Origin of the sequence: Streptomyces sp. CA-251387 (genome assembly GCF_050936625.1) — a bacterium.
Classification (GTDB): Bacteria; Actinomycetota; Actinomycetes; order Streptomycetales; family Streptomycetaceae; genus Streptomyces.
Genome location: NZ_JBNJMJ010000001.1, coordinates 379,270 through 401,179, shown reverse-complemented (window position 1 = coordinate 401,179; position 21,910 = coordinate 379,270). Strand labels below are relative to the sequence as shown.

General features: G+C 71.3%; 23 protein-coding genes and 1 pseudogene. 12 read left to right on the top strand and 12 right to left on the bottom strand.

The annotated features are described in order from the left end of the window. Positions 1-49 precede the first annotated feature (49 nt). A complete protein-coding gene (locus tag ACQEV2_RS01850; RefSeq protein ID WP_433035675.1) occupies positions 50-1,708 on the top strand; it encodes an NAD-dependent malic enzyme in 1,659 nt (552 codons plus the stop codon). Positions 1,709-1,887: 179 nt separating this feature from the next. On the opposite strand, the gene sph is transcribed toward ACQEV2_RS01850, so the two are convergent. Further along, positions 1,888-2,814 carry a sphingomyelin phosphodiesterase gene (sph, locus tag ACQEV2_RS01845; RefSeq protein ID WP_433054126.1) on the bottom strand — a complete coding sequence of 309 codons (927 nt, stop codon included), beginning with the start codon at positions 2,812-2,814 and terminating at the stop codon, positions 1,888-1,890. A 171-nt stretch (positions 2,815-2,985) separates the two neighbouring features. Next, the gene (locus tag ACQEV2_RS01840; protein ID WP_433035672.1) at positions 2,986-3,444 is read right to left on the bottom strand and encodes a pyridoxamine 5'-phosphate oxidase family protein; all 459 of its coding nucleotides are present in this window, start codon (positions 3,442-3,444) and stop codon (positions 2,986-2,988) included. Between the two features lie 163 nt (positions 3,445-3,607). Between ACQEV2_RS01840 and ACQEV2_RS01835 the strand changes: the two genes are divergently transcribed. After that, the gene (locus ACQEV2_RS01835; protein ID WP_433035669.1) at positions 3,608-3,994 is read left to right on the top strand and encodes a VOC family protein; all 387 of its coding nucleotides are present in this window, start codon (positions 3,608-3,610) and stop codon (positions 3,992-3,994) included. Positions 3,995-4,049: 55 nt separating this feature from the next. Continuing rightward, a complete protein-coding gene (locus ACQEV2_RS01830) occupies positions 4,050-5,129 on the top strand; it encodes an adenosine deaminase (RefSeq protein ID WP_433035666.1) in 1,080 nt (359 codons plus the stop codon). 14 nt (positions 5,130-5,143) lie between these two features. Here ACQEV2_RS01830 and ACQEV2_RS01825 read toward each other — a convergent pair whose 3' ends face one another. Both ACQEV2_RS01825 and ACQEV2_RS01820 read right to left on the bottom strand, forming a co-directional pair. After that, positions 5,144-5,653 (bottom strand): mycothiol transferase, encoded by a 510-nt coding sequence (locus ACQEV2_RS01825; protein WP_433035663.1) that lies wholly within the window; start codon positions 5,651-5,653, stop codon positions 5,144-5,146. A 69-nt stretch (positions 5,654-5,722) separates the two neighbouring features. Continuing rightward, positions 5,723-6,610: a LysR substrate-binding domain-containing protein gene (locus ACQEV2_RS01820; RefSeq protein WP_433035660.1), complete on the bottom strand. Its 888-nt coding sequence runs from the start codon at positions 6,608-6,610 to the stop codon at positions 5,723-5,725. 138 nt (positions 6,611-6,748) lie between these two features. Between ACQEV2_RS01820 and mgrA the strand changes: the two genes are divergently transcribed. After that, the gene (gene mgrA, locus ACQEV2_RS01815) at positions 6,749-7,744 is read left to right on the top strand and encodes an L-glyceraldehyde 3-phosphate reductase (RefSeq protein WP_433035657.1); all 996 of its coding nucleotides are present in this window, start codon (positions 6,749-6,751) and stop codon (positions 7,742-7,744) included. Here mgrA and ACQEV2_RS01810 read toward each other — a convergent pair. Together ACQEV2_RS01810 and ACQEV2_RS01805 are read right to left on the bottom strand one after the other, a co-directional pair. Continuing rightward, complete coding sequence (locus ACQEV2_RS01810) at positions 7,734-8,021, bottom strand: DUF1905 domain-containing protein (protein ID WP_433035654.1); 288 nt, start codon at positions 8,019-8,021, stop codon at positions 7,734-7,736. The genes mgrA and ACQEV2_RS01810 overlap by 11 nt on opposite strands. A gap of 82 nt (positions 8,022-8,103) precedes the next feature. Then, a pseudogene (locus tag ACQEV2_RS01805) lies at positions 8,104-8,343 on the bottom strand (nuclear transport factor 2 family protein); the annotation flags it as partial. Positions 8,344-8,614: 271 nt separating this feature from the next. Here ACQEV2_RS01805 and ACQEV2_RS01800 point away from each other — a divergent pair. From ACQEV2_RS01800 to ACQEV2_RS01785, 4 genes are all read left to right on the top strand, one after another. After that, complete coding sequence (locus ACQEV2_RS01800) at positions 8,615-9,025, top strand: hypothetical protein (protein WP_433035651.1); 411 nt, start codon at positions 8,615-8,617, stop codon at positions 9,023-9,025. 72 nt (positions 9,026-9,097) lie between these two features. Beyond that, the gene (locus tag ACQEV2_RS01795; RefSeq protein WP_433035648.1) at positions 9,098-11,455 is read left to right on the top strand and encodes an FHA domain-containing protein; all 2,358 of its coding nucleotides are present in this window, start codon (positions 9,098-9,100) and stop codon (positions 11,453-11,455) included. A 10-nt stretch (positions 11,456-11,465) separates the two neighbouring features. Further along, positions 11,466-12,035, top strand: a complete 570-nt coding sequence (locus ACQEV2_RS01790; RefSeq protein ID WP_433035645.1) for a hypothetical protein — start codon at positions 11,466-11,468, stop codon at positions 12,033-12,035. After that, positions 12,025-13,023, top strand: coding sequence for a serine/threonine-protein kinase (locus tag ACQEV2_RS01785; protein ID WP_433035642.1), 999 nt, complete (start codon positions 12,025-12,027; stop codon positions 13,021-13,023). The genes ACQEV2_RS01790 and ACQEV2_RS01785 overlap by 11 nt, the downstream gene beginning before the upstream one ends. Positions 13,024-13,035: 12 nt before the next feature. Here ACQEV2_RS01785 and ACQEV2_RS01780 read toward each other — a convergent pair whose 3' ends face one another. Beyond that, positions 13,036-14,322: a streptophobe family protein gene (locus ACQEV2_RS01780; protein ID WP_433035639.1), complete on the bottom strand. Its 1,287-nt coding sequence runs from the start codon at positions 14,320-14,322 to the stop codon at positions 13,036-13,038. 145 nt (positions 14,323-14,467) lie between these two features. Here ACQEV2_RS01780 and ACQEV2_RS01775 point away from each other — a divergent pair, with 145 nt between their 5' ends. From ACQEV2_RS01775 to ACQEV2_RS01765, 3 genes are all read left to right on the top strand, one after another. After that, positions 14,468-15,670 carry a DUF6777 domain-containing protein gene (locus tag ACQEV2_RS01775; protein WP_433035636.1) on the top strand — a complete coding sequence of 401 codons (1,203 nt, stop codon included), beginning with the start codon at positions 14,468-14,470 and terminating at the stop codon, positions 15,668-15,670. A gap of 98 nt (positions 15,671-15,768) precedes the next feature. Next, on the top strand, positions 15,769-16,224 hold the full coding sequence (locus ACQEV2_RS01770; protein ID WP_433035633.1) for an ATP-binding protein: 456 nt from the start codon (positions 15,769-15,771) through the stop codon (positions 16,222-16,224). Between the two features lie 61 nt (positions 16,225-16,285). Continuing rightward, positions 16,286-16,756, top strand: coding sequence for a helix-turn-helix domain-containing protein (locus ACQEV2_RS01765; RefSeq protein WP_433035630.1), 471 nt, complete (start codon positions 16,286-16,288; stop codon positions 16,754-16,756). Between the two features lie 15 nt (positions 16,757-16,771). Here ACQEV2_RS01765 and ACQEV2_RS01760 read toward each other — a convergent pair whose 3' ends face one another. The 3 genes from ACQEV2_RS01760 to ACQEV2_RS01750 form a co-directional block, all read right to left on the bottom strand. Beyond that, positions 16,772-17,374, bottom strand: a complete 603-nt coding sequence (locus tag ACQEV2_RS01760) for a ClpP family protease (protein WP_433035627.1) — start codon at positions 17,372-17,374, stop codon at positions 16,772-16,774. A gap of 1 nt (position 17,375) precedes the next feature. Continuing rightward, a complete protein-coding gene (locus ACQEV2_RS01755; RefSeq protein ID WP_433035624.1) occupies positions 17,376-18,014 on the bottom strand; it encodes a ClpP family protease in 639 nt (212 codons plus the stop codon). 111 nt (positions 18,015-18,125) lie between these two features. Continuing rightward, positions 18,126-19,337, bottom strand: coding sequence for an epoxide hydrolase family protein (locus tag ACQEV2_RS01750; protein ID WP_433035620.1), 1,212 nt, complete (start codon positions 19,335-19,337; stop codon positions 18,126-18,128). A 123-nt stretch (positions 19,338-19,460) separates the two neighbouring features. Here ACQEV2_RS01750 and ACQEV2_RS01745 point away from each other — a divergent pair, with 123 nt between their 5' ends. Beyond that, positions 19,461-19,943: a VOC family protein gene (locus tag ACQEV2_RS01745; protein WP_433035617.1), complete on the top strand. Its 483-nt coding sequence runs from the start codon at positions 19,461-19,463 to the stop codon at positions 19,941-19,943. 17 nt (positions 19,944-19,960) lie between these two features. Here the strand turns inward: ACQEV2_RS01745 and ACQEV2_RS01740 are convergent, their stop codons facing one another. Both ACQEV2_RS01740 and ACQEV2_RS01735 read right to left on the bottom strand, forming a co-directional pair. Then, the gene (locus ACQEV2_RS01740; RefSeq protein ID WP_433035614.1) at positions 19,961-20,884 is read right to left on the bottom strand and encodes an SGNH/GDSL hydrolase family protein; all 924 of its coding nucleotides are present in this window, start codon (positions 20,882-20,884) and stop codon (positions 19,961-19,963) included. 118 nt (positions 20,885-21,002) lie between these two features. After that, positions 21,003-21,881 (bottom strand): geranyl diphosphate 2-C-methyltransferase, encoded by an 879-nt coding sequence (locus ACQEV2_RS01735; protein WP_433054123.1) that lies wholly within the window; start codon positions 21,879-21,881, stop codon positions 21,003-21,005. Between the last annotated feature and the right edge of the window lie 29 nt (positions 21,882-21,910).

The window sequence follows — 21,910 nt, the reverse complement described above, 5'->3', positions numbered from 1 at the left end:
CCGCTCACCCAGCCCGTCCGAGGAACGTCCAGTCCATCCGAGGAACGCCATGACATCGACCAACCCAGCCGGCGCCCACGGGGCGGCCCTGCTCGCCGATCCGCTGCTGAACAAGGGAACCGCTTTCAGCCCGCAGGAGCGTGCCGAACTCGGCCTGGACGGGCTGCTGCCGCCGGCGCCGGAGACGCTCGAGGAGCAGGCGGGCCGTGCGTACGAGGCGTTCCTCGCGTACGACAAGCCCCTCAACCGGCACATCTATCTGCGGCAGTTGCAGGACACCAACGAAGTGCTCTTCTACGACCTGCTCACCCGGCACCTGGAGGAGATGCTGCCGATCGTCTACACCCCGACGGTCGGCGAGGCCTGCCGCCGCTTCAGCGAGATCTACCGCAGGCCGCGCGGTCTGTTCCTGACGTACGAGGACCGGCACCGCTTCCGCGAGATCCTGCGCAACCGGCCGAACCACGAGGTCGACGTCATCGTCGTCACTGACGGCCAGCGCATCCTGGGCCTGGGCGACCAGGGCGTCGGCGGCATGGGCATCCCGATCGGCAAGCTCAGCCTCTACACCGCCATCGGCGGCATCCATCCCGCACGCACCCTGCCGATCCTGCTCGACGTCGGCACCGACAACGAGGCACTGCTGGCCGGCGAGCACTACCTCGGCCGCAGGCGGCACCGCGTCACCGGTGCCGAGTACGACGAGATGATCGAGGCGTTCGTCTCCGCTGTGCAGGCCGAACTCCCCGGTGCCCTGCTGCAGTGGGAGGACTTCGCGACGGCGCACGCCCGTCCGATCCTCGGCCGCTACCAGGACCGGCTGCTGACCTTCAACGACGACATCCAGGGCACCGCGGCCGTGGCACTCGGCGCGCTGACCACCGCCACGAAGGTCGCCGGAGCACGGCTGACCGACCACCGCATCGTGGTCCTGGGCGCGGGATCGGCGGCGATCGGCGTCGCCGACATGATCCGCACCGCACTCGTCGACGAAGGACTTGGCGACCAGGAGGCAGCCGACCGCTTCTGGATGGTCGACGTCGACGGCCTGCTGGTGCGCTCCCGCACCGACCTCACGCCCGAGCAGCGGGTCTATGCGCGCGATGACGCGGAGGTACGGGACTGGGGTGCCGGTGCGCTCGATCTGGCGCGGGTCGTCGGCGAGGTGCAGCCGACGGTGCTGATCGGGCTGTCCACGGCGCACGGCGCGTTCACCGAGCAGATTGTCCGGGACATGGCCGGCGCCGTCGACCGGCCGGTGATCCTTCCGCTGTCCAACCCGACCTCGCACTCCGAGGCCGACCCCGCCGACCTCGCCCGCTGGACCGACGGCAGGGCGCTGGTCGCCGCAGGTTCGCCCTTCCCGCCGCTGAAGCTGAACGGGCGCGAGGTGCCGGTCGCGCAGGCCAACAACGTCTATGTCTTCCCCGCCGTCGGCCTGGCCGTGATCGCCTGCGGGGCCACACGGGTCACCGACCGCATGATGGTCGCGGCGGCGCGGGTCGTCGGGGAGTGCGCGGTGCGCGCGGGCTCCGACGAGGCGACCCCGCTGCTGCCGCCGCTGGCGGGCATGCGGGACGCGGCCCGCGAGATCGCGCTTGCCGTGGCGCAGGCTGCCGTCGAGGACGGCGTCGCCCCCGAGGCCACGGAGACCGAGCTGCGCACCGCGATCTCGGCGACGCAGTGGACACCGCGGTACGCGTCTTAGCCGACCACGTCCCCTGTACGTGAGGGGCCGTCAGCATCCTGGCAGCCCCTCACGGACGTTCCTGGTCAGGCAGTGTCCGATGCCATCCCCGTTGGGGGGCGTCGTTACCTGCCCCGGGCTCCGCCCGGCTCAACTCGGCGCGCCGCCAGACCGGTTGAGCCGAGCCTCCCCCTGACTGCTCAGCCGGCGTACCCGGTCACCGGATAGTGGTCCGAGAGGTTCGTGTACGTGTAGTCCGTGCCCCAGCTCGTCACCGTCCAGGGCGCGCTCTGCTCCTTGACGACCTCGTTCTTCCAGGCCGCCGGACGGGCGTGACCCGCGCGGTGCAGGACGTAGTCCAGGTCCTCGCGCGGGTCGTCGGGGTAGCGGTCGTGGGCGATGGAGTTGTCCTGCGTGTCGAAGGAGTACGGGTGGCCGGTGCGCGCGTCGGCCCCCACCAGCCCTCCGTCGGCGAGCATCGAGGCGTACTCGGGTGTGCGCGAGTCGACGTTCAGGTCACCGGCGACCAGGACCTGCTCGCTCGCCGGGATGTTCTTGGCGTCCAGGAACGCGTCGATCGCCTTGAACTGCCGGCTGCGCATCGCGGCGGCCTCCCCGGCGTCACAGCCCGGATCCGTCGACTGCGCGTGCGTGCCGACGACGTGCACCTTGGTTCCGTTCACGTTCAACGCCACATATGCGAAGCCCTTGTTGGACCACCAGTCCGCCCCGCACGCGTCCTTGTACACGTACTGCTCCTTGCGCAGCACCGGCCACTTGCTGAGGATCGTGACCCCGCCGTCCTCGGGCGTCGTCGCCGAGTACGCACCGCCCGTCGCGTCCCAGCCGTCCTTGGTCCGTCCCACCACCGGCGTCTGGTACGGATACTCGCCCGCCACCGCGGACTTCAGCGCGTCCGACGCCGAGTTGTCGAACGCCTCCTGCACCACCACGACGTCGTTCCCGCGGAAGAAGGACGCCTTCGCGATCTCCGCGGCCCGGTGGTCCTGGCCCCAGTTCGGGTAGAGGGTCTTGCTGAAGAGAAACACGTTGTACGACAGCACCCGCAGGGGCGGTGCCTGGCCGGCGGCCGAGGCAGTGGGGGCGGCACCCGCGAGCCCGGTCATGGCGAGCGCGAGGGCGAGCACGGCTGCGCCCGGGGTGCGGCGCGGTGCGAAGAGCGTCACTGGATCTCCCTGAGGGTGAGGGGGTGAGTGGCGCCGCACATCAAACCACCGCAGATTACTCTCAGGTAACTCCCGTGCAGGGAAAGAATGTCGGGCAGCGGTACGCCGGGATCAGACCACCCATACGCCGTCGCGCATGAGATGCCGGCCGGGCATCTCGTGCTCCCCGTTCCGTGCCTGCACCGTACGCGGACGTACCCGGAAGTAGACGTACGTGGCCTCGTCCGCCCGAGGATCCCAGCCGGTCTTCGCGAGGAACGCCTCGGCCGCCGTTGCCGGTACCTCGTCGGCGCCGTACATCTCCGCCCGACCGTCGATGAGGACGACGTCCAGGGTGTCCCCGAGGGCCAGCCGGGTCCGTCCGCCGTCCCGGAGGTTGCGGCCGGTCGGAGTGGTCGGCCGGGTTGCGAGCCACACGGAATCGCCGTCCCAGAGGAACCAGAGCGGGACCATGCACGGCAGCCCGCCGGCGTCGGCCGTGGCCACCCAGATGTCCATCTCCTTCTCCAGGCGGGCAAGGAGATCGCGCTTGCGCTGTCCGGGGCTGCGGGGCTGCTCGGTGATCTTCATGGCCGGGACGGTATCGGGGGAGCCCGCCGTGCGGATCGGGCCCGGGGCCGGTCTCGGTTGCGGCCTGAGTGCTAGGACCACGGCGTCTGTCCCGAGGGCGACTGGCGCCCGTTACGTTTTACGTATAACCTCTCCGGTCAATCGCACCTCCCGGAAGGCCCCGATGAGACGCATCGCCCTGGTCACCCTCGTCGTCGACGACTACGACGAGGCGATCCGCTTCTACACCGAAGCCCTCGGCTTCCGGCTCGTCGAGGACGCCCCGCGCCCGGACGGCTCCCGGTGGGTCGTCGTCCAGCCCGACGACCAGGGCACCTCGCTGCTGCTTGCCCGGGCCAAGGGTGACGAGCAGCGGGCCCGGGTCGGCGACCAGACCGGCGGGCGTGTCGGGTTCTTCCTGCACACCGACGACTTCGCCCGCGACCACGCCCGCATGCTCGCCGCGGGCGTGACCTTCCTGGAGGAGCCCCGGCACGAGCCGTACGGCTCGGTCGCCGTCTTCCAGGACCTGTACGGCAACCGCTGGGACCTGCTCCAGCCCGCCGACTGAACCCCCGCCCCGCCGCTTGAACCGCCCCGCTCGAAGAAAGACCACGGACCACGCCATGACTGCTACGCGCGTAGACGACGCCCTGATCCGCCGCCTTCCCAAGGCCGTCCTGCACGACCACCTCGACGGCGGCCTGCGCCCCGCCACCGTGGTCGAGCTCGCGGAGGCCGTCGGCCACACCCTGCCCACCACCGACCCGGACGAGCTGGCCGCCTGGTACTTCGAGGCCGCGAACTCCGGCGACCTGGTGCGCTACATCGCCACCTTCGAGCACACCCTCGCCGTGATGCAGACCCGGGAGGGGCTCCTGCGCACCGCCGAGGAGTACGTCCTCGACCTGGCCGCGGACGGGGTCGTCTACGGTGAGGTGCGCTACGCCCCCGAGCTGAACACCAGGGGCGGACTGACCATGAGCGAGGTCGTGGAGACCGTCCAGGAAGGCCTCGCCGCCGGTATGGCCAAGGCGGCCGCCGCCGGGACGCCCGTCCGGGTCGGCACCCTGCTGTGCGGCATGCGGATGTTCGACCGTGTCCGCGAGGCCGCCGACCTGGCCGTGGCCTTCCGCGACGCCGGCGTCGTCGGCTTCGACATCGCCGGCGCCGAGGACGGCTTCCCGCCCGCCGACCACCTCGACGCCTTCGAGCACCTGCGCCGCGAGAGCGTCCCCTTCACCATCCACGCCGGCGAGGCGCACGGCCTGCCCAGCATCCACCAGGCCCTCCAGGTCTGCGGCGCCCAGCGCATCGGCCACGGCGTGCGCATCACCGACGACATCGCCGACCTCGCGACCGGCAAGCTCGGCCGCCTGGCGGGCTGGGTGCGCGACCGCCGTATCGCCCTGGAGATGTGCCCGACGTCCAACCTCCAGACCGGCGCCGCCACCTCGATCGCCGAGCACCCGATCACCGCGCTGAAGGACCTCGGCTTCCGCGTCACCCTCAACACCGACAACCGCCTGGTGTCCGGTACGACGATGACGCGCGAGATGTCCCTGCTGGTCGAGCAGGCCGGCTGGACGGTCGAGGACCTGCGCACGGTCACCGTGAACGCCGTCAAGAGCGCGTTCATCCCGTTCGACGAGCGCAAGGCCCTGATCGAGGACGTCGTCCTGCCGGGTTACGCCGCCGCGCTCTGAAGCGGCGCGCGGGACTACGAGCTCTGCAGCAGCCCCCGCACATAGGCGGCCTGTCCGACGTGCTGCAGATCGTCGGACAGGACGCTGACCAGCCGTACGCCCAGAGTGACCGGCGGATCCCAGCGCTCGTCCACGATGCGCTCCAGATCCTTGGCGGCCACCTCCCGCAGCGCGCCGAGGGTCTGGGCGTGCACGGCGTCGTAGTAGCGGGTCAGCAGGTCACCCGAATCGACCCGCACCTTGGCGACCTTCGCGGCGGTGTGACCGTAGCCGGTGTCGTGGCGCGGCAGGTCGAGCCCGAAGGTCTTCTGGAAGTCCTGGGTCAGCCAGACCTGGTCGAGACCGAAGGCGTCGGCGATGTGGTCGTCCTGGACGCGAGTGAGATGCCAGATCAGCCAGGCGATGGAGTTGGCGTCGGCGGAGGGGCGGGCGTGCAGGTCGTCCGGGTCGAGGCCCTCGACGGCGGCGTGGACTTCTTCCTGGATGCGGTTGTATCCGTCGATGAGGATGTCCTTGGCATGCATGGCTCCACCATCGCGCACCCGTGCGTCACGCGCCTTCCGTTCGCGCGTCACGGGCCTTCTGTTCGCGCGTCACGCGCCTTCTGTTTCGAGCAGCGCCATGAGGGCCCGGGCCGCCGGGCTCGTGGCCTGTGCCGGCGGCAGCAGGGCGACCGTCTCGTAGACGGTCTCGCCGGTGCCCTTCACCGGCAGCGCGGTCAGTGACCGCCGCTTCTGCCGGAAGTGGCGCGGTACGACCGCGATGCCGAGGTTCTCGTCCACCAGGTCCAGGAGGCTGTGCACGTCGTTGACCTCCAGGGCGACGGACCGCCGTACGCCCGCCGCGGCGAACACGGCGTCGGTCGTGCGGCGCGGCCCCCAGTCCGGGTGGAAGTCGACGAAGACCTCCCCGCCCAGTTCCTCCGGAGTGACCGCGGCGCCGGCGGCCGCGAGCGGGTGGCTCGGATGGCACAGGACGATCATCGGCTCGCCGGTCAGCGGCACGGCCCGCAGCTGGTCGGTGTCCTCCTCGGCCGTCCGTACGGCGAAGGCCAGGTCCAGTCGGCCGGCCGCGACCTCCTCCGCGAGCGCGCCCGCACCCGCCTGCCGCAGGCAGATCTCCACGTCCGGATGCCGGCGCCGGAAGGCCGCGAGCAGCCCCGCCACATGCACCCCGGCGATGCACTGCTCCGACCCGAGCGCCAGCATCCCGCGCAGGACGCCCTGCACCGCGGCCACCGCCTCATGGGCTGCCCGCACCTGCGCCAGGATCCGCTCCGCCTCGCACAGCAGGGCACGGCCGGCCGGGGTGAGAGTCACCCGGCGGGTGGTCCGTACGAACAGCGGGGTCTGCAACTCGCGCTCCAGTGCCCGGATCGAGGCCGACAGACCCGACTGGGACACCATCAGGCGTTCGGCCGCCCGGGTGAAGTGCTGGTCCTCGGCGACCGCCACGAAGTGCTGGAGATGGCGCAGTTCCATGATTGAGCAGCGTAACCGCTGAATCCCATCGGATTTACCTGTTGGACCACTGCCCGCAGGTCACGCAAGAGTGGATGCCGACTGGAATACCCGGCTCTGCGGAGCCGTCCCTCGTGTGCCAACCCCTCTGGAGTCGCGTTGTACACCGCACACACCGACCGCTACGCGGACATGCCCTACCGGCGCACCGGACGCAGCGGCCTCAAACTCCCCGCGATCTCGCTCGGCCTGTGGCACAACTTCGGTCCGGCGGACCGCACGGTCGAGACCCAGCGGGCCATCCTGCGCCGTGCCTTCGACCTCGGCGTCACCCACTTCGACCTGGCCAACAACTACGGCCCGCCGCCCGGGGCCGCCGAGTCGGCGTTCGGCGAGGCACTGAAGACGGACTTCGCGCCGTACCGGGACGAGATGATCATCTCCACCAAGGCCGGCTATCTGATGTGGCCCGGCCCGTACGGCGAGTGGGGCTCCCGCAAGTACCTGCTGTCCTCGCTCGACCAGAGCCTGCAGCGGATGGGCCTGGAGTACGTCGACATCTTCTACTCGCACCGCCCCGACCCGGACACTCCGCTGGAGGAGACCATGGGCGCGCTGCACTCGGCGGTGCAGCGGGGCAAGGCGCTGTACGTCGGCATCTCCAACTACTCGGCCGAGCAGACCCGCGAGGCCGCCCGAATCCTCGGCGAGCTGGGCACCCCGCTCCTGATTCACCAGCCGCGCTACTCGATGCTGGACCGCCGCCCCGAGGACGAGGGCCTCCTCGACGCCCTGGACGAGCTCCAGGTCGGCTCCATCGTCTTCTCCCCGCTGGAGCAGGGCGTGCTGAGCAGCCGCTATCTCGACGGCATCCCGGAGGACTCGCGGGCCGCGAGCGACAGCCCGTTCCTGAACTCGGACAAGCTCACCGAGGAGCTGGTGGGACAGCTGCGTGCCCTCGACGACATCGCCAAGTCCCGCGGCCAGACCCTGGCCCAGCTGGCCCTGGCCTGGGTCCTGCGGGGCGGCCGGGTGACCTCCGCGCTGGTCGGCGCGAGCAGCGTCCAGCAGATCGAGGACAGCGTCGCGGCCGCCCGCAACCTGGACTTCGACGCGGAGGAACTGGCCCGGATCGACGCGGTGATCAAGGGCTGAGCCGTTCCGTCAGGTGAACGGTCACGGAATCGCCCTCCTGCTTCCCGATGGCCTTGCGTACATCGGCCTTGACGGGGAGCCTGTGGGTGCCGTCTCCGAGGGCCATGAACGAACTCTGGAACGGATGTCCGTCGACGGTCCCGCGGATCTTGACCAGTCCGCGGGTCCCGAAGAAATCGACGGACTCCGGCCAGACGACATACGTCCAGCCGCCCTTGCTCGGGCTCTTGCGCAGGACGGCGGTGAATTCCGCGTCCACTTTCCCGCTGGTGGCCATGGTGTCCTCCGTTCGCGGCGGTCTTTCCCGGCCTCTCCGGCCTTCACTGGTCAAGACCGCCGAACGGTGCGGAATTCATCGCTCACGTCCCGGCGGGCAGCCGGTCCAGGAATCCGAGGACGGACGTGATCCGTCCCTCGGCGTCCAGAGTGATCACGTCCGACCCGGCCCCCGGCGCCGATCATCCCCGGACGGGTACCCCCGCCTCGCTCGTCGGCTCCCAGGAGAAACGTGCCGTGTCGTGGTGGCCGTCGACGGATCCGGTGAGGCGGAAGACGAACCCGGGGGCCCGTGCGGGCGCCGCCGCGGCGACGGCCACAATCACCGCAGACAATGCCCGCGCTCGACGGGAAGTTCGATTACCTCCGAGGGAATGAAAGCGGCGTTGACCTGTCCCGTCGCATTTCGGCCATCAAGGGCTGTGAATATGCCAGGAGACTGGCCGGAAAGTCGTGGTGACAGTGTTTCAGTAGTGAACATACTCACTACGAGGGAGCCTCACATGGGGCGACGGCGCCCTTACACACCGCTCACGAGCCGCATGGAAAGCGAGGCCCGCCGGCAGGCGAACACGGCAACACGGGGGAGGCTACGTGCACGACGAGTTTCTGTGCCATGTCACCGCATACGGAGTCTGCGGAGGCCGGCGCATCGGTGTACCCCTGGGAACCTACCGGGCGCCCACCCTGGCCCTGGCCCTGTGGTGGTTACGCGACCGTGCTTCCTGGATCGCCCAGCGATTAGACCCGCAGCCCGACGCCGAGCACTTCCCGCCGAGCGCGCTCGTCCCGGTCGCCGACAGCGTGCTCGACGTGCCGGCCGTGCTGCGCGCCTGGTGCAGCGATGTCGGCCAACAGGATCTGGTCGCCGACGAGTTGGCGGCCGGACGGCTGGTACGGATCGCAGTGAGCGACGACACCACCGAGTACGAGCTGCTCGCCGAGTCGGTGGATGCGCTGCGTATGCAGCGGACCATCCCGGCACTGGTCGTACCCGTCGCCTGACCCGCTGTCGCGAGGGCGTTCCGCCCCGAGCGCAGGCAGGCGCATACAGGGACAGATCGATAGAATCCTGGCATGGCGGAGCGACCGGTCGCACCGACTGCGCCCGTACTCGTCGTGGAGACCGAGTCGGGCTCCACCGTGATGATCCCGGGCCGTGACTACCACGTCGGACGCGACCCGCTCAGCGACATCGTCATCGACGACGCCCGCGTCTCCTGGCACCACGCGGTGCTGCGCCCCGAGGCCGGCCACTGGACCCTCGAGGACGAGAACAGCACGAACGGCACCTACACCGAAGGCCACCGCGTCCACGCCTGGGACGTCGGCCCCGGCACCGTCATCCGCTTCGGCAACCCCGCCGACGGCCCCCGCGCGGTACTGCTCGACCGCCGCCCCGCCCCGGCAGCCGCGCCGGTACGCCCCTCGTCGGTCCCGGGCGTTTCGAGGCCTGGCCTGACCGGCACCTTCCGGCGGCCCACCACCGTCCGCCCGCTGCCCACCCGAACCGTCCGCATCGGCCGCGCCGCCGACAACGACCTGGTCATCGACGACCTGATCGTCTCCCGCCACCACGCCGAACTGCGCGCCCTGCCCGACGGGACGTACGAGATCGCCGACCTGGGCAGCCACAACGGCACCTACCTCAACGGCAGCCGGGTCACCGGCGCCCCGGTCGGCCCCGGTGACATCGTCGGCATCGGCCACTCCGCGTTCTGCCTGGTCGGGGACCAGCTGCAGGAGTACGTCGACACGGGCGAGATCTCCCTGGAGGTGCAGGACCTCGCGGTCGCCGTCGACCACGGCCGCAAGACGCTGCTCGACCACGTCTCCTTCCCGGTGGGGGAGAAGTGCCTGCTCGCCGTCGTCGGCCCGAGCGGCGCCGGCAAGTCCACGCTCCTGAACGCCCTGACCGGGCAGCGCCCCGCCGACCACGGCACCGTCCTCTACGACGGCCGCGACCTCTACCGCGACTACGCCGAGCTGCGCCAGCGCATCGGCCTGGTCCCGCAGGACGACATCCTGCACGCGCAGCTCACCGTCCGCAGCGCCCTGTCCTACGCCGCCGAGCTGCGCTTCCCCCAGGACACCGCCAAGGCCGAGCGCCGGGCCCGGGTCGACGAGGTCATCCGCGAACTGGGCCTCGAGCAGCGCGCCGGGCAGCCGGTGCACAGCCTGTCGGGCGGGCAGCGCAAGCGTGTGAGCGTAGCCCTGGAGCTGCTGACCAAGCCGTCGCTGCTGTTCCTGGACGAACCGACCTCCGGGCTCGACCCCGGCATGGACCGCTCGGTGATGCACATGCTGCGCGGGCTGGCCGACGACGGCCGTACCGTCATCGTCGTCACCCACAGCGTGCTGAGCCTCGACGTCTGCGACCGGCTCCTCGTCCTCGCACCCGGGGGACGGATCGCCTACTACGGCACACCCCAGGAGGCCCTGCTCTTCTTCGGCTTCGGGAACTGGCCGGAGGCCTTCGAGGCCTTCGAACGCGACCGGGACCGGGACTGGGCGGGCGACTACCGGACCTCGCTCTTCCACCAGCAGTACATCACCGACGCGACCGGACAGCCCAGCCGGCCCCGCTCCGGCCCGGTCGTCATCACCCCGCCGGCCCGGCCGCGCAGCCGCGGCGCCCAGCTCGGCACGCTGATCCGCCGCTACGCCACCGCGCTCGGCGCCGACCGCACCTTCCTCGCCATCATGATCGCCCTGCCGTTCGTGATGGGCGCCATGGCCCGCGCCCTCGCGGGCAGCAAGCTGACCCAGGAGACGGCGATGAACGCGCTGCTGATCCTGTGCGTCGGCGGCGTCCTCACGGGCGCGGCGAACGCCGTGCGCGAGCTCGTCAAGGAGCGCGTCATCTACCAGCGGGAGCGCGCCGTCGGCCTGTCCAGATCGGCGTACCTGATGTCCAAGGTGGTGGTGCTGGGCACGATCACCGTGCTGCAGGCGATCGTGCTGACCCTGGTCGCCCTGCTCGGCGTGAACCTCAACGCTCCCGGCGGCGAAGGCGTGTTGATGCCGCCCCTTGTCGAAATCACCGTCGCCGTCGCCCTGCTGGCCTTCACGGCGATGATGCTCGGCCTGGTCGTCTCCGCGCTGGTGCGCAAGGAGGAGGTGACGATGCCGCTGCTGGTGCTGCTCGCCATCGTCCAGGTCGTCTTCTGCGGCGCCCTGCTGAAGCTGCACGGCGTTCCCGGCCTGGAGCAGCTGTCCTGGCTGGTGCCCGCGCGGTGGGCGCTCGGCGCGATGGCCGGCACCGTCGAGCTGTCCCGGATCGTGCCCGGCGACCTGACCGGCGATCCGCTGTTCGAGCACTCGGCCGGAACGTGGCTGCTCAACGTGGCCATGCTGGTCGTGCTCTCCGTGGCCTTCGGCTACGTCGTCTCCCGGCTGCTGCGCCGGCACGAACCCGTCGTGATGCGGAAGTAGGCGCCCGTCCATGGCTTCCCCCGGTTTCCGGCCCACCCACGTCGTCCCCCGGCAAGGCATGCCCGCCTGGGAGGCCCCCGACCCCGCCCGGCCCACCGTGCCCCTCGACCCGTTCCTGCCGGTCCAGCTCGTCGAACGGCGCGGCGACTGGGGGCACATCCTGTGCGCCAACGGCTGGTCGGCCTGGGTCGACGGCCGCTTCCTCGTGGCCGTACCCCAGGACCCGCCCACCGCCGAGGGCGGCCCGCTCACCCGCACCGCCGATCCGCGCCCGCTGCTCGCCCGCGTCGAGCGGGTGCTGGCCGGTTACCGGTCCGCGGTCGAGGACCTGGCGGCCGGCGGCCTGGGCGGCGAGGCCTTCCGCGTCCGCACGTCGGGGCTGCGGATCGGGGTCGTCGTCGACGGGGAGTCCGTGTGGTTGTACGACGCCGAGCACGGGCGGTGGGTCTACGCGGACGGCACGCGGCTGAGCACCTACGCCACGGACGACGGCCCCCGCGCCACCGAGGACCCGGGCCCCCGCGCCCCCGCGGCCCCCGACCATGCCCCGACCCAGGTCGTGATCCCCGATGGACCGTGACAGCAGCCTCTTCTCGGGCCGGCCCTCCGAGCTGATCGGCCGGCAGGTCGCGGGCTACCGCATCGAGCGCGAGATCGGCCGGGGCGGCATGGCCGTGGTCTACCGCGCGCGGGACCTGCGTCTGGAGCGCACCGTCGCGCTGAAGCTCCTCGCCCCCGAACTCGCCCGCAACGACACCTTCCGCCGCCGCTTCACCCATGAGTCCCGGGTGGCCGCCGCGATCGACCACCCGCACATCGTGCCGGTCTTCGACGCGGGCGAGACGGACGGCGTCCTCTACATCGCCATGCGCTACGTCTCCGGCAGCGATCTGCGCCATCTCCTCGACCGCCAGGGACCGTTGCCGTCCGCGAGGGCCCTGCGCATCGGCGTGCAGGTCGCCTCCGCCCTCGACGCGGCGCACGAGCACGGGCTGGTCCACCGGGACGTGAAACCGGGCAACGTCCTCGTGGCCCGCGGCACCGACAGCGACCACCCCGAGCACGTCTACCTCACCGACTTCGGCCTGACGAAGAAGTCGCTGTCCCTGACCGGCTTCACGACCGTCGGCCAGTTCGTCGGCACGCTCGACTACGTGGCCCCCGAGCAGATCTCCGGCAAGCCGGTCGACGCGCGCTGTGACGTCTACGGCTTCGCCTGCGTGGTCTACGAGTGCCTGGCGGGCCGGCCCCCGTTCCGCCGAGACGACGACATGGCCCTGCTGTGGGCCCACCAGTACGACGAGCCCCCGCCGCTGACCGAGGCGCGCCCGGACCTCGCCCCGCCTGTGGACGCCGTGTTCGCCAGGGCCCTGGCGAAGAGCCCCGACGACCGCCAGGCCTCCTGCCTCGCCTTCGTCGCCGAGCTGCGCGCCGCTGTGGCCGGGGGCGCGGCGGCCGGGCATGCGCCGACGGAGGTGGACCTGAGGGTCGTAGGAGTCCCGGAGGAGTCCGCGAAGGAGACGCCGAAACCGCCGCCCCGCTGGGCCGAGCCGGTCTTCCCACGGTGAACGCCGGCCCGCTCACCCTTCCGGGCGTGCCGTGACCTCGCCCCGGTGCCGCACGCGCCGCGCGAGCAGGCCGCCGAGGAACCCGGCGATCAGCCCCCACAGCAGCGCAAAGCCGACGGCGGTCCACACCTCGGGCCGCAGGAACAGCTCGCCGCCCAGATCCCCGCCGAGGTCGCCGATGCCGAGCACCGACAGGCCGTAGTGCGCCGAGATGCGACCGACGAGGCAGATCATCACCACGGTGAGCGCGAGCGCGACCGCCAGGTGCACGGCGTGCTGCCAAGCGCGCATCCGCGCCGGTGAACGCCTCGCCATCAGGAACGCCGCGCCCAGCAGCAGCACCGCGTCCACGGCGACCAGCCACCACACCCGGCCGTCGTGCTCGGCGAGCGTGCCCAGATTCAGCTCGGCGACATCCCGGCCGCGCAGCACCTCGTCGAGCACATGCGGCATGGGCAGCCCGAACGGCCCCTCCACCCGGCCGTTCCAGGTCGCGCCGAGGCCGATGGTGAGGGCGAGCCACACCAGGTTCGGCATGCCGAGCAGGATCACCGCGAGCGTCTCGGCCGCATGAGGGCGGGTCGCCGCGACGACCAGCCCGATGACGACACCCAGCACCACCCATGCGAGCAGCAGCACCACCATGGCGTACGCGGCCGGCCGCACCGACTCCTGAAAGCGCAGCAGCCGGCCCGGCAGCGGAGCCCCGCGCGAGACCAGCAGGGCCAGCAGCAGCACGCCCGCCAGCCACAGCAGGCCGAAGAACAGCGTCGCGGGGACGTCCGTGGTGAAACCGACCTGCGGAGAGATGCCGAACAGATCGCCCAGGTCGCCGAGCGCGTCCTCCCCGAGGTCGCCGAGGGAGAGCGAGAAGGTCTGGCGGGCGGCGAACGACAGCGCCAGAAGTCCCGCCAGCCACAGTACGGCGATCCTGGCCGCCCACCCGGCCAGCTCCCCGGCGCCGGCGACCGCCCGGTGCCGCAGCGGCCGCAGGAAACCGGCGGCCAGGACGAGGGCGCCGACGAGCGTCACCGACAGCGGGATCACGGTCAGCCCGGCATTGGACTCGGCCAGCCCTCCGGCGTTCCCCGACAGCTCGATCGTGCCGCCGACCGCCGTGACCACGGTGGCCGCGACGACCCTTGGGAAGGCGCCGTCCGGAAGTTCCGCGGCCCCGGCCGCCCACAGCCCCAGCGCGGCCACCACTCCCATCGAGACCAGCCCGGCCAGCACCGCGGCGACGGCCTGGAGCCAGCCATGCCGGGCCACGGCCGGACGAGAGGCTGTCAGCACGCTCACCCTGCCCACGCTAAGCAGCGCCCCTCGGACGCGCCCGCCGGGAGGTCCGTCCGCGTCGGCTTGCGGGCGGCGCGGGACCGGGGCACAGAATGGATCAAGCAGAAAGCGACAAAAGCGTCAATTACCCCGTAGGGAAGAAGGCTTCGTGAGCGTCGAACCTCCGTCGTCCGGCCGCCCCACAGGACCGCCCTCGGGCCCCCTGTCGGGCCCCTCCCAGCCGCCCTCCGGCCCGCCCTCGCAGCCCCCGGGCAGCGGCGGCGGGGGAGCACCCGGCCCCGGCCCCGAACCCCACCACCCCTGGTGGAGGTCCGTACCCCGCCTCGCGCTGCTCACCGCCGTGGTGGTGGGTGCGGTGATCGTCGCCGTCGTCCTGTCGCGCGGCGGCGGTGGCGGCGGCACCGCCCAGGGCGGCGAGGTCTTCCTCCAGGCGGCGGGCAAGTCGGGCCCCGACCCGTTCACCGAGTCCACGGCGACGGACAGCTCCGCCCCGCCCGTCACCCCGTCCGCGGCCACGGAGTCGGCGCCGTCGAACGCCGTACGCGGTGTCGACGGCGGTGCGGCCGGCCTGTACGGCGGCAGCCGCAACGTCGCCGCCTGCGACGTCGAGAAACAGATCGACTACCTCCGGGCGGCCCCGGAGAAGAACCGGGCGTTCGCGTCGGTCGCCCGCGTCGACTCGTCCGACGTCCCCTCCTATCTGCGCTCGCTCACCCCCGTCCAGCTGCGCATGGACACCCGCGTCACCAACCACGGCTACCGCGACGGTGCCGCCACCGGCTACCAGGCCGTCCTCCAGGCCGGCACCGCCGTCCTCGTCGACGGCCGCGGAGTGCCCCGGGTGCGCTGCGCCTGCGGCAACCCGCTGACGCCGCCGGTCGCCCAGCAGGGCACCCTGAAGCGGACGGGTGACTCCTGGCCGTCGTACCGCTCCTCGAACGTCGTGGTGGTCTCACCCTCGACGACGGTCATCAACGTCTTCGTCATCTTCGACCCCGACCGCGACGAGTGGATCTCCCGGCACCGCGGCGACGACGGCGACAAGGACAAGAAGACCCACCGGCCGGTGAAGCCCTCCCCGTCGGTCAGCGTGTCGACGCCCAAGCCGCCCAGCTCGCCCTCCACGTGCGTCTCGCTGCCCGACGACGCCACGGAGACGCCCGCCGGTTCGGTGTCGCCCTGCCCGCCCACGTCGACCGCCCCGTCCTCGCCGTCGCCGAGCCCCGAGACGTCCACGACGGAGCCGGAGTCGCCCGCGACGACGACCTCCGAGCCGCCGCCGGACGAGGACACGACCACGACGTCACAGTCGGCGTCCACCGCGAGCGCGCCGCAGTCGCCGCCGCTGTGACGTACGGCGCCACCTGCGCGGTGACTGCGCGGCTCTGCTCTGGGTACGAGGACTGGTGCAGTAGTGTCCGGCCAGTCCGGCTTCCGAGAGAGAAACGCATGATCGAGCACGTGGACGGGGCAGTGATTCCAACTGGTTTCGACGTGCCCGTGGAACCGCTTCGGCGGGCGGCGCACTACAGCGGTGAACCGGGGTGCATCGCCGAGGCCCGCTCCTTCGCCGCGCTGTTCCTCGGCCGGCTCAGGACCGAGTGGTGCGCCACCATCGGCGAGCCCGCCCAGGACAAGGTGCTCCTGGTCGTCAGCGAGCTGGTCACCAACGCCGACCGGCACAGCAACGGCCCGTACATCCTGGACCTGGAGGGCACGGACGACGCGGTGACGGTCAGCGTGTACGACAGCAGCTCCGCCCTGCCCCGCCGCTTCCCCAGGGATCCGGAAAGGGTCGGCAGGCACGGGCTGGAGATAGTGCACGCGCTGGCGGCGGAGGTCGCCGTGGAACGGGTGCCGGTGGGCAAGCGGGTGCGTGCCGTGCTGCGGCTGAGCGACGAGTGATTTCCCCCAGGGCGGAATGCTGATCCCTTCCCCGGGCGTCCCACGCTTCTAGGCTGGGGAGGTGAGCACACAAGCGACGAACGAAGCCCGCGTCATCCCCCTGCACCGGGGAACGACCCGCCCCGCGTCCGAACGCCCTGCCACCGCGGCACCCGAGACCCCGCCCGCCGCCAACAAGCCCTCCGCCGTGCCCCGGTCACCGGAGCCCAGCACGCCCGCGCCCAAAGAGCCCCTGTGGCGCGACCTGGTCGGCGACGTCCTGCGCCGTGAGCGCCTCGCCCAGGAGCGCACGCTCAAGGACGTGGCCGACGCGGCCCGGATCTCCATGCCGTACCTCTCGGAGGTCGAGCGCGGCCGCAAGGAGGCCTCCTCGGAGGTCCTCGCGGCCGCCGCCCACGCCCTGGGGCTCGGCCTCGGCGACCTGCTGTCGCTGGCGCAGGGCGAGTTGGTCCGGCTCACCAGCCGCCGCCTGCCCAACAGCCGCCGTGGCAGGGCACGTTCGTCCTACGACGGGCTGTGCCTGGCGGCGTGAGGCCGCGCCGGCGCCTCAGACCGTCACGAGGCGCCGGCTCACCACCTCGTCCGCCAGGCCGTACGCCACGGCCTCCTGCGCGGTGAACACCTTGTCGCGGTCCATGTCCGCGCGCAGCGTCGCGATGTCGTGGTGGGTGTGCCGGGCCAGCACCTCCTCGACCTGCGAGCGGATCCGGACCATCTCCTTGGCCTGGAGGGTGAGGTCGGAGATCGAACCCCGGCTGCCGCCGGTGGCGGGCTGACCCAGCAGCACGCGCGCGTGCTCCAGGACGAACCGCCGCCCCGGATCCCCACCGGCCAGCAGTACGGCGGCCGTGGAGGCCGCCTGCCCCACGCAGAACGTGGAGATCGGCGCCTGCACGTAGGTCATGGTGTCGTAGATCGCCATGAGCGAAGTGAACGAGCCGCCGGGGGAGTTGATGTAGATCGCGATCTCGCTCTCCGGTGCCGCCGACTCCAGATGGAGGAGTTGCGCGATGACGACGTTGGCGACGCCGTCGTCGATCTCGGTGCCGAGGAAGATGATCCGCTCGGACAGCAGGCGGCTGAAGACGTCGGAGGAGCGCTCGCCGTGCGCGGTCCGCTCGACGACGTACGGAATCGTGTAGTTCCCCATGTCACAGCCCCATCCGTCGCTTCGAGGCGGCCGGGCGGACGTCCGCGAGGGACTCCAGGACCCGGTCCACCATGCCGTACTCCTTGGCCTCCTCGGCCGTGAACCAGCGGTCGCGGTCGCCGTCCCGGGCGATGGTCTCCGGGGTCTGACCCGTGTTCTGGGCGAGGAGGCGCTCCATGGTCCGCTTGCTGTGCTCCAGGTTCTCCGCCTGGATCTCGATGTCGGCGGTGGTGCCGCCGATGCCCGCCGACCCCTGGTGCATCATGATCCGCGCGTTCGGCAGGGCGTACCGCTTGCCGGGCGTGCCGCCGCAGAGCAGGAACTGGCCCATGCTCGCCGCGAAGCCCATGGCGAGCGTCGAGACGTCGTTGGGGATCAGCCGCATCGTGTCGTAGATGGCGAGGCCCGCGTACACCGACCCGCCCGGGCTGTTGATGTACAGGCTGATGTCGGTGCGCGGGTCCTCCGCCGACAGCAGGAGCAGCTGGGCGCAGACCCGGTTGGCGGAGGCCTCGGTGACCTCGGTGCCGAGGAACACGATGCGCTGTCCGAGCAGTTGGGCGGCGAGATGGTCGTCGAGGCGCGTCGGCGGGGTGTCGCCCTCCTCGGCGCGGGGAGTGAGCGTGCTGAGTGGAGTCATCGGTTCTCCTCGTGGTGGCGGGAACTGCCGTCGACTCCACTGTTGACCTCGGACGGGGCCGGAATGCGGTTTCTCTGCCCGCGGCAGATTCGCTGCGGGCAGAGCGGGTGCTCAGCCCTTCTCGCGCAGTTGCCGGAAGAAGGCGCGTACGTCCGCCACCAGCAGGTCGGGCTCCTCCATGGCCGCGAAGTGCCCGCCCCGGTCGAGCTCCGTCCAGCGGACGATGTTCTCCGTCCGTTCCGCCTTGTGGCGCAGCGGGATCTGCGGGTCGCCGGGGAAGGACGCCACCGCGGTCGGGGCGGTCGAGGGCTCGTGCGGGGCGGCGACCCGGTCCCCCTGGGCGTGGGCGCGCTCGTAGTAGACCCGGGCGGACGAACCCGCCGTGCCCGTCAGCCAGTACAGCATCACGTTCGTGAGCATCAGGTCCCGGTCGACGGCCTCCTCTGGCAGTTGCTCGGAGTCGGTCCACTCCCGGAACTTCTCGACGATCCAGGCGAGTTGGCCGACCGGCGAGTCCGTGAGCGCGTACGACAGGGTCTGCGGCCGGGTGGACTGCATATGGAAGTAGCCCGTCCCGTCCCGGAACCACTCCGCCCACCGGCGCCACGAGGTGAGCGTCCGCTCCCGCTCGGCGGGGCTCAGCGCCTCCAGTTCCTCAGGGGCCGGCTCGGTGGTGGCCTGCGCGCCGGGCAGCAGATTGAGGTGGATGCCGATGGCCCGGTCGGGGTGGACACGGCCCAGCTCGCGGGAGATGGCCGCACCCCAGTCGCCGCCCTGGGCGCCGAACCGTTCGTAGCCGAGGCGCGTCATCAGCTCGGCCCACGCATCGGCGATCCGCCGTGCCTCCCAGCCGGTCTCGCGGGTGGGCCCGGAGAACCCGAAGCCGGGAATGCTCGGCAGTACCACGTGGAAGGCGTCGGCGGGGTCGCCGCCGTGCGCGGCCGGATCCGTCAACGGACCGGCGACGTCCAGGAATTCGGCGAACGACCCCGGCCAGCCGTGCGTGATGATCAGCGGGGTGGCGTCCGGTTCGGGTGAGCGGATGTGCGCGAAGTGCACGTGCGCGCCGTCGATCTCGGTCGTGAACTGCGGCCACTCGTTCAGCCGCGCCTCCGCCGCCCGCCAGTCGTAGTCGTGCCGCCAGTAGCGCACCAGCTCGCGCAGGTAGTCCGACGGCACGCCGTACGCCCATCCCACCCCCGGCAGCTCGTCGGGCCACCGCGTCCGGTCGAGGCGGTCGTGCAGGTCGTCGAGGTCGCTCTGCGGAATGTCGATGCGGAAGGGGTGCATGCTGTCGCCGTGGTCGGCGGGCGAAGACGTCATGACCGCGATGCTAGGTCCGAACGGTGTAACGGCCACCTGGATTATTCGGCCAGTGACCGATGAGTTTCGCGGCGAGGACCGGTCGACACAGATGACAGCGCATCCACGCTCCAGGAGGTACTCATGGCATCCGACGGTTTCACCACGTGTCTCTGGTTCGACGGCCAGGCCGAGGAGGCCGCCCACTTCTACGTCTCGATCTTCAAGAACTCCAGCATCGGCAAGGTCGCCCGCTACCCCGAGGGGGCGTTCCAGCCCGCGGGCAGTGTCATGACCGTCGAGTTCACGGCCAACGGACACAAGTTCCTCGGGCTCAACGGCGGACCCCAGTTCAAGTTCACCGAGGCCGTCTCCTTCATGATCTTCTGCGAGAACCAGGAGGAGATCGACTACTACTGGACCAAGCTCACCGAGAACGGCGGCGAGCCCGGACCGTGCGGCTGGCTCAAGGACAAGTACGGCGTGTCCTGGCAGGTCGTCCCGGACCGGCTCGACGAGATGATCACCGACCCGGACCCGGCGAAGGCGGCCCGCGTGACCAAGGCGTTCATGGCGATGAGCAAGTTCGACATCGCAGCCCTGGACAAGGCGTACGCGGGGGAGTGAAGCCTGGCCCGGGGGCGCTAGCCCTCCAGGTTCTCGCGGATCACCCCGGTGATCTCCCGGGCGATCCGCAGGATCCCGGGGGAGCGGACCGGGCACGGCTTCGGCGTCGAGGTCGTGGGCGCCAGGCAGAAGTGCAGGTAGTCGTCGTCGCGGTGCAGGGCGGTGCGGTCGCGGTCCGGCTGGGTGCAGTACTCGGCGTGTGCGTGCTCGTACGCCGTGCACGGCAGGTACTGGACCCAGGTGTGGCGGGCGCCGGGCGCACTCAGCACCTTGGCCGCGTCGGCGAGCAGGTCGTCCGAGGCGCCGGCCCGCAGCTCGTACAGGGCGTTGACGCGCCGGACCCGGTCGGGGGTGATCGGGTCCGGGCCCTGCAGCACCCAGACGATCCGGATGTCCCCGGCCGCGGAGATCTGGTCGGTGAGCCGCTTCAGGTCGGCCTGGTAGCGCCTGAAGTACTTGTCGGGGGAGGCGTCGTGGGTGATGCCGTCCATGCAGGGCGTGTAACCCCACGCGTTCCCCCAGAACTGCAGCACCACGAAGTCCGGCCGCAGCCTGCGCACCAGGGCGGCCGCCTTGTCCGCGACCGGCACGAGGGACCGCTTGCCCGTGCCCTCCAGGTAGTCGCAGAGGGTGGTCCCCGAGTACGGCGCGCTCGCGTACGTGGCCCCGAGCTCGCGGCGCAGCTCCTGCCCGAGCACGTTCTGTGCCTCCATCGCGAGAGAGTCGCCCAGATACAGCACGGTCGGTGCCTTCGCGGAGACGCTCGGACTCTTCCCCCGCCTCCCCGGAGCGCTCGGCGAGGCGGGCGCCTGCTGCCGCGTGGTGGCCGACGCACCCGGCATCCGAGGGGGAGGCCCGGCCTCCGGCTCCGACGCGGGATCCCCGCACGCGCCGAGCAGCACGGCGGCCAGCAGCACCCCGACGAGCCACGGCTTGCGCATACGGCAACTCCCGCCCCGGACACCGAAAACGGTTCCCCAGGCAAGCACAGCCGGGCCGAAGGGGGAAGACCCGCGCCGGCCACGCAACAGCGGTGGCCGACGCGGGTCCGACCCTTGCTCAGACGCGGTCCGCCGCGATCAGCAGGTACTGGAAGCTGCCGTTGCGGTACGCGCTCAGGAACGTGTCCTCGATGCCCGTCATCAGGTGGTCCGCCTCTCGGCGCAGCTCCCAGTAGGGGATGGTCGCCTCGGTCAGGTCCTGAACATGGACCGGCACGAGCCGGTTGCGGGCCATGGCCCGGAAGTACGCCGAGCGCGGATGGATGTCGCAGATGTAGTGGGCGTTGATGAGGGACACCTCGCGGGAGGCACGTCCGTAGGTGTCGTTGTAGCAGCCGGTGATGACCACATAGCGGCCGCCGCGGCGCAGCAGCCGGGCGTGCTCGGCGAACAGCAGGTCGAGCTCGACGTACATGGTCGACTCGTTGTTCCACGAGGCCGCGAACGCCCCGGACGGCAGCCCGGTGTCGAGCATGTTGCGGCAGTGGTAGCGCACCCGGTCGTCGATGCCCCGCTTACGGGCCTGCTCGTTGGCGAACTCGGCCTGCTTGGCGGAGAGGGTGACCCCGTCGGCCTGGCAGCCGTAGCGCAGATGGGCCACGACGCTGCCGCCGCCGCGTCCGCAGCCGGCGTCGAAGACGCGGTCGTCGGGTGTCAGCGGGCCGAGCCGGTCGGCGAGCAGTTCCGCCTGGGCGTGTTCCAGCCGGTGCAGTTCCGCGGTGATGCGCTCCCGGCGCCGGACGGGGTCGGGTTCGTCGAGCACGGAGCGGTCGGCGTCGCCGATGCCGTAGTGGTGGTGGTACAGGTCGTCGATCTTTCCGAGTTCGAGGTTGACCGGGTTCTCCTCGGCGTTCCAGTAGTCCGCGACGCGGGTCTGGTACGTGGACTGGGACGGCACCTGGGCGGCCTTGGTGCCGGCTTCGGGGGCGATGGTCAACGGTGACTCCTCGTGCTGGTTGCTGTGAC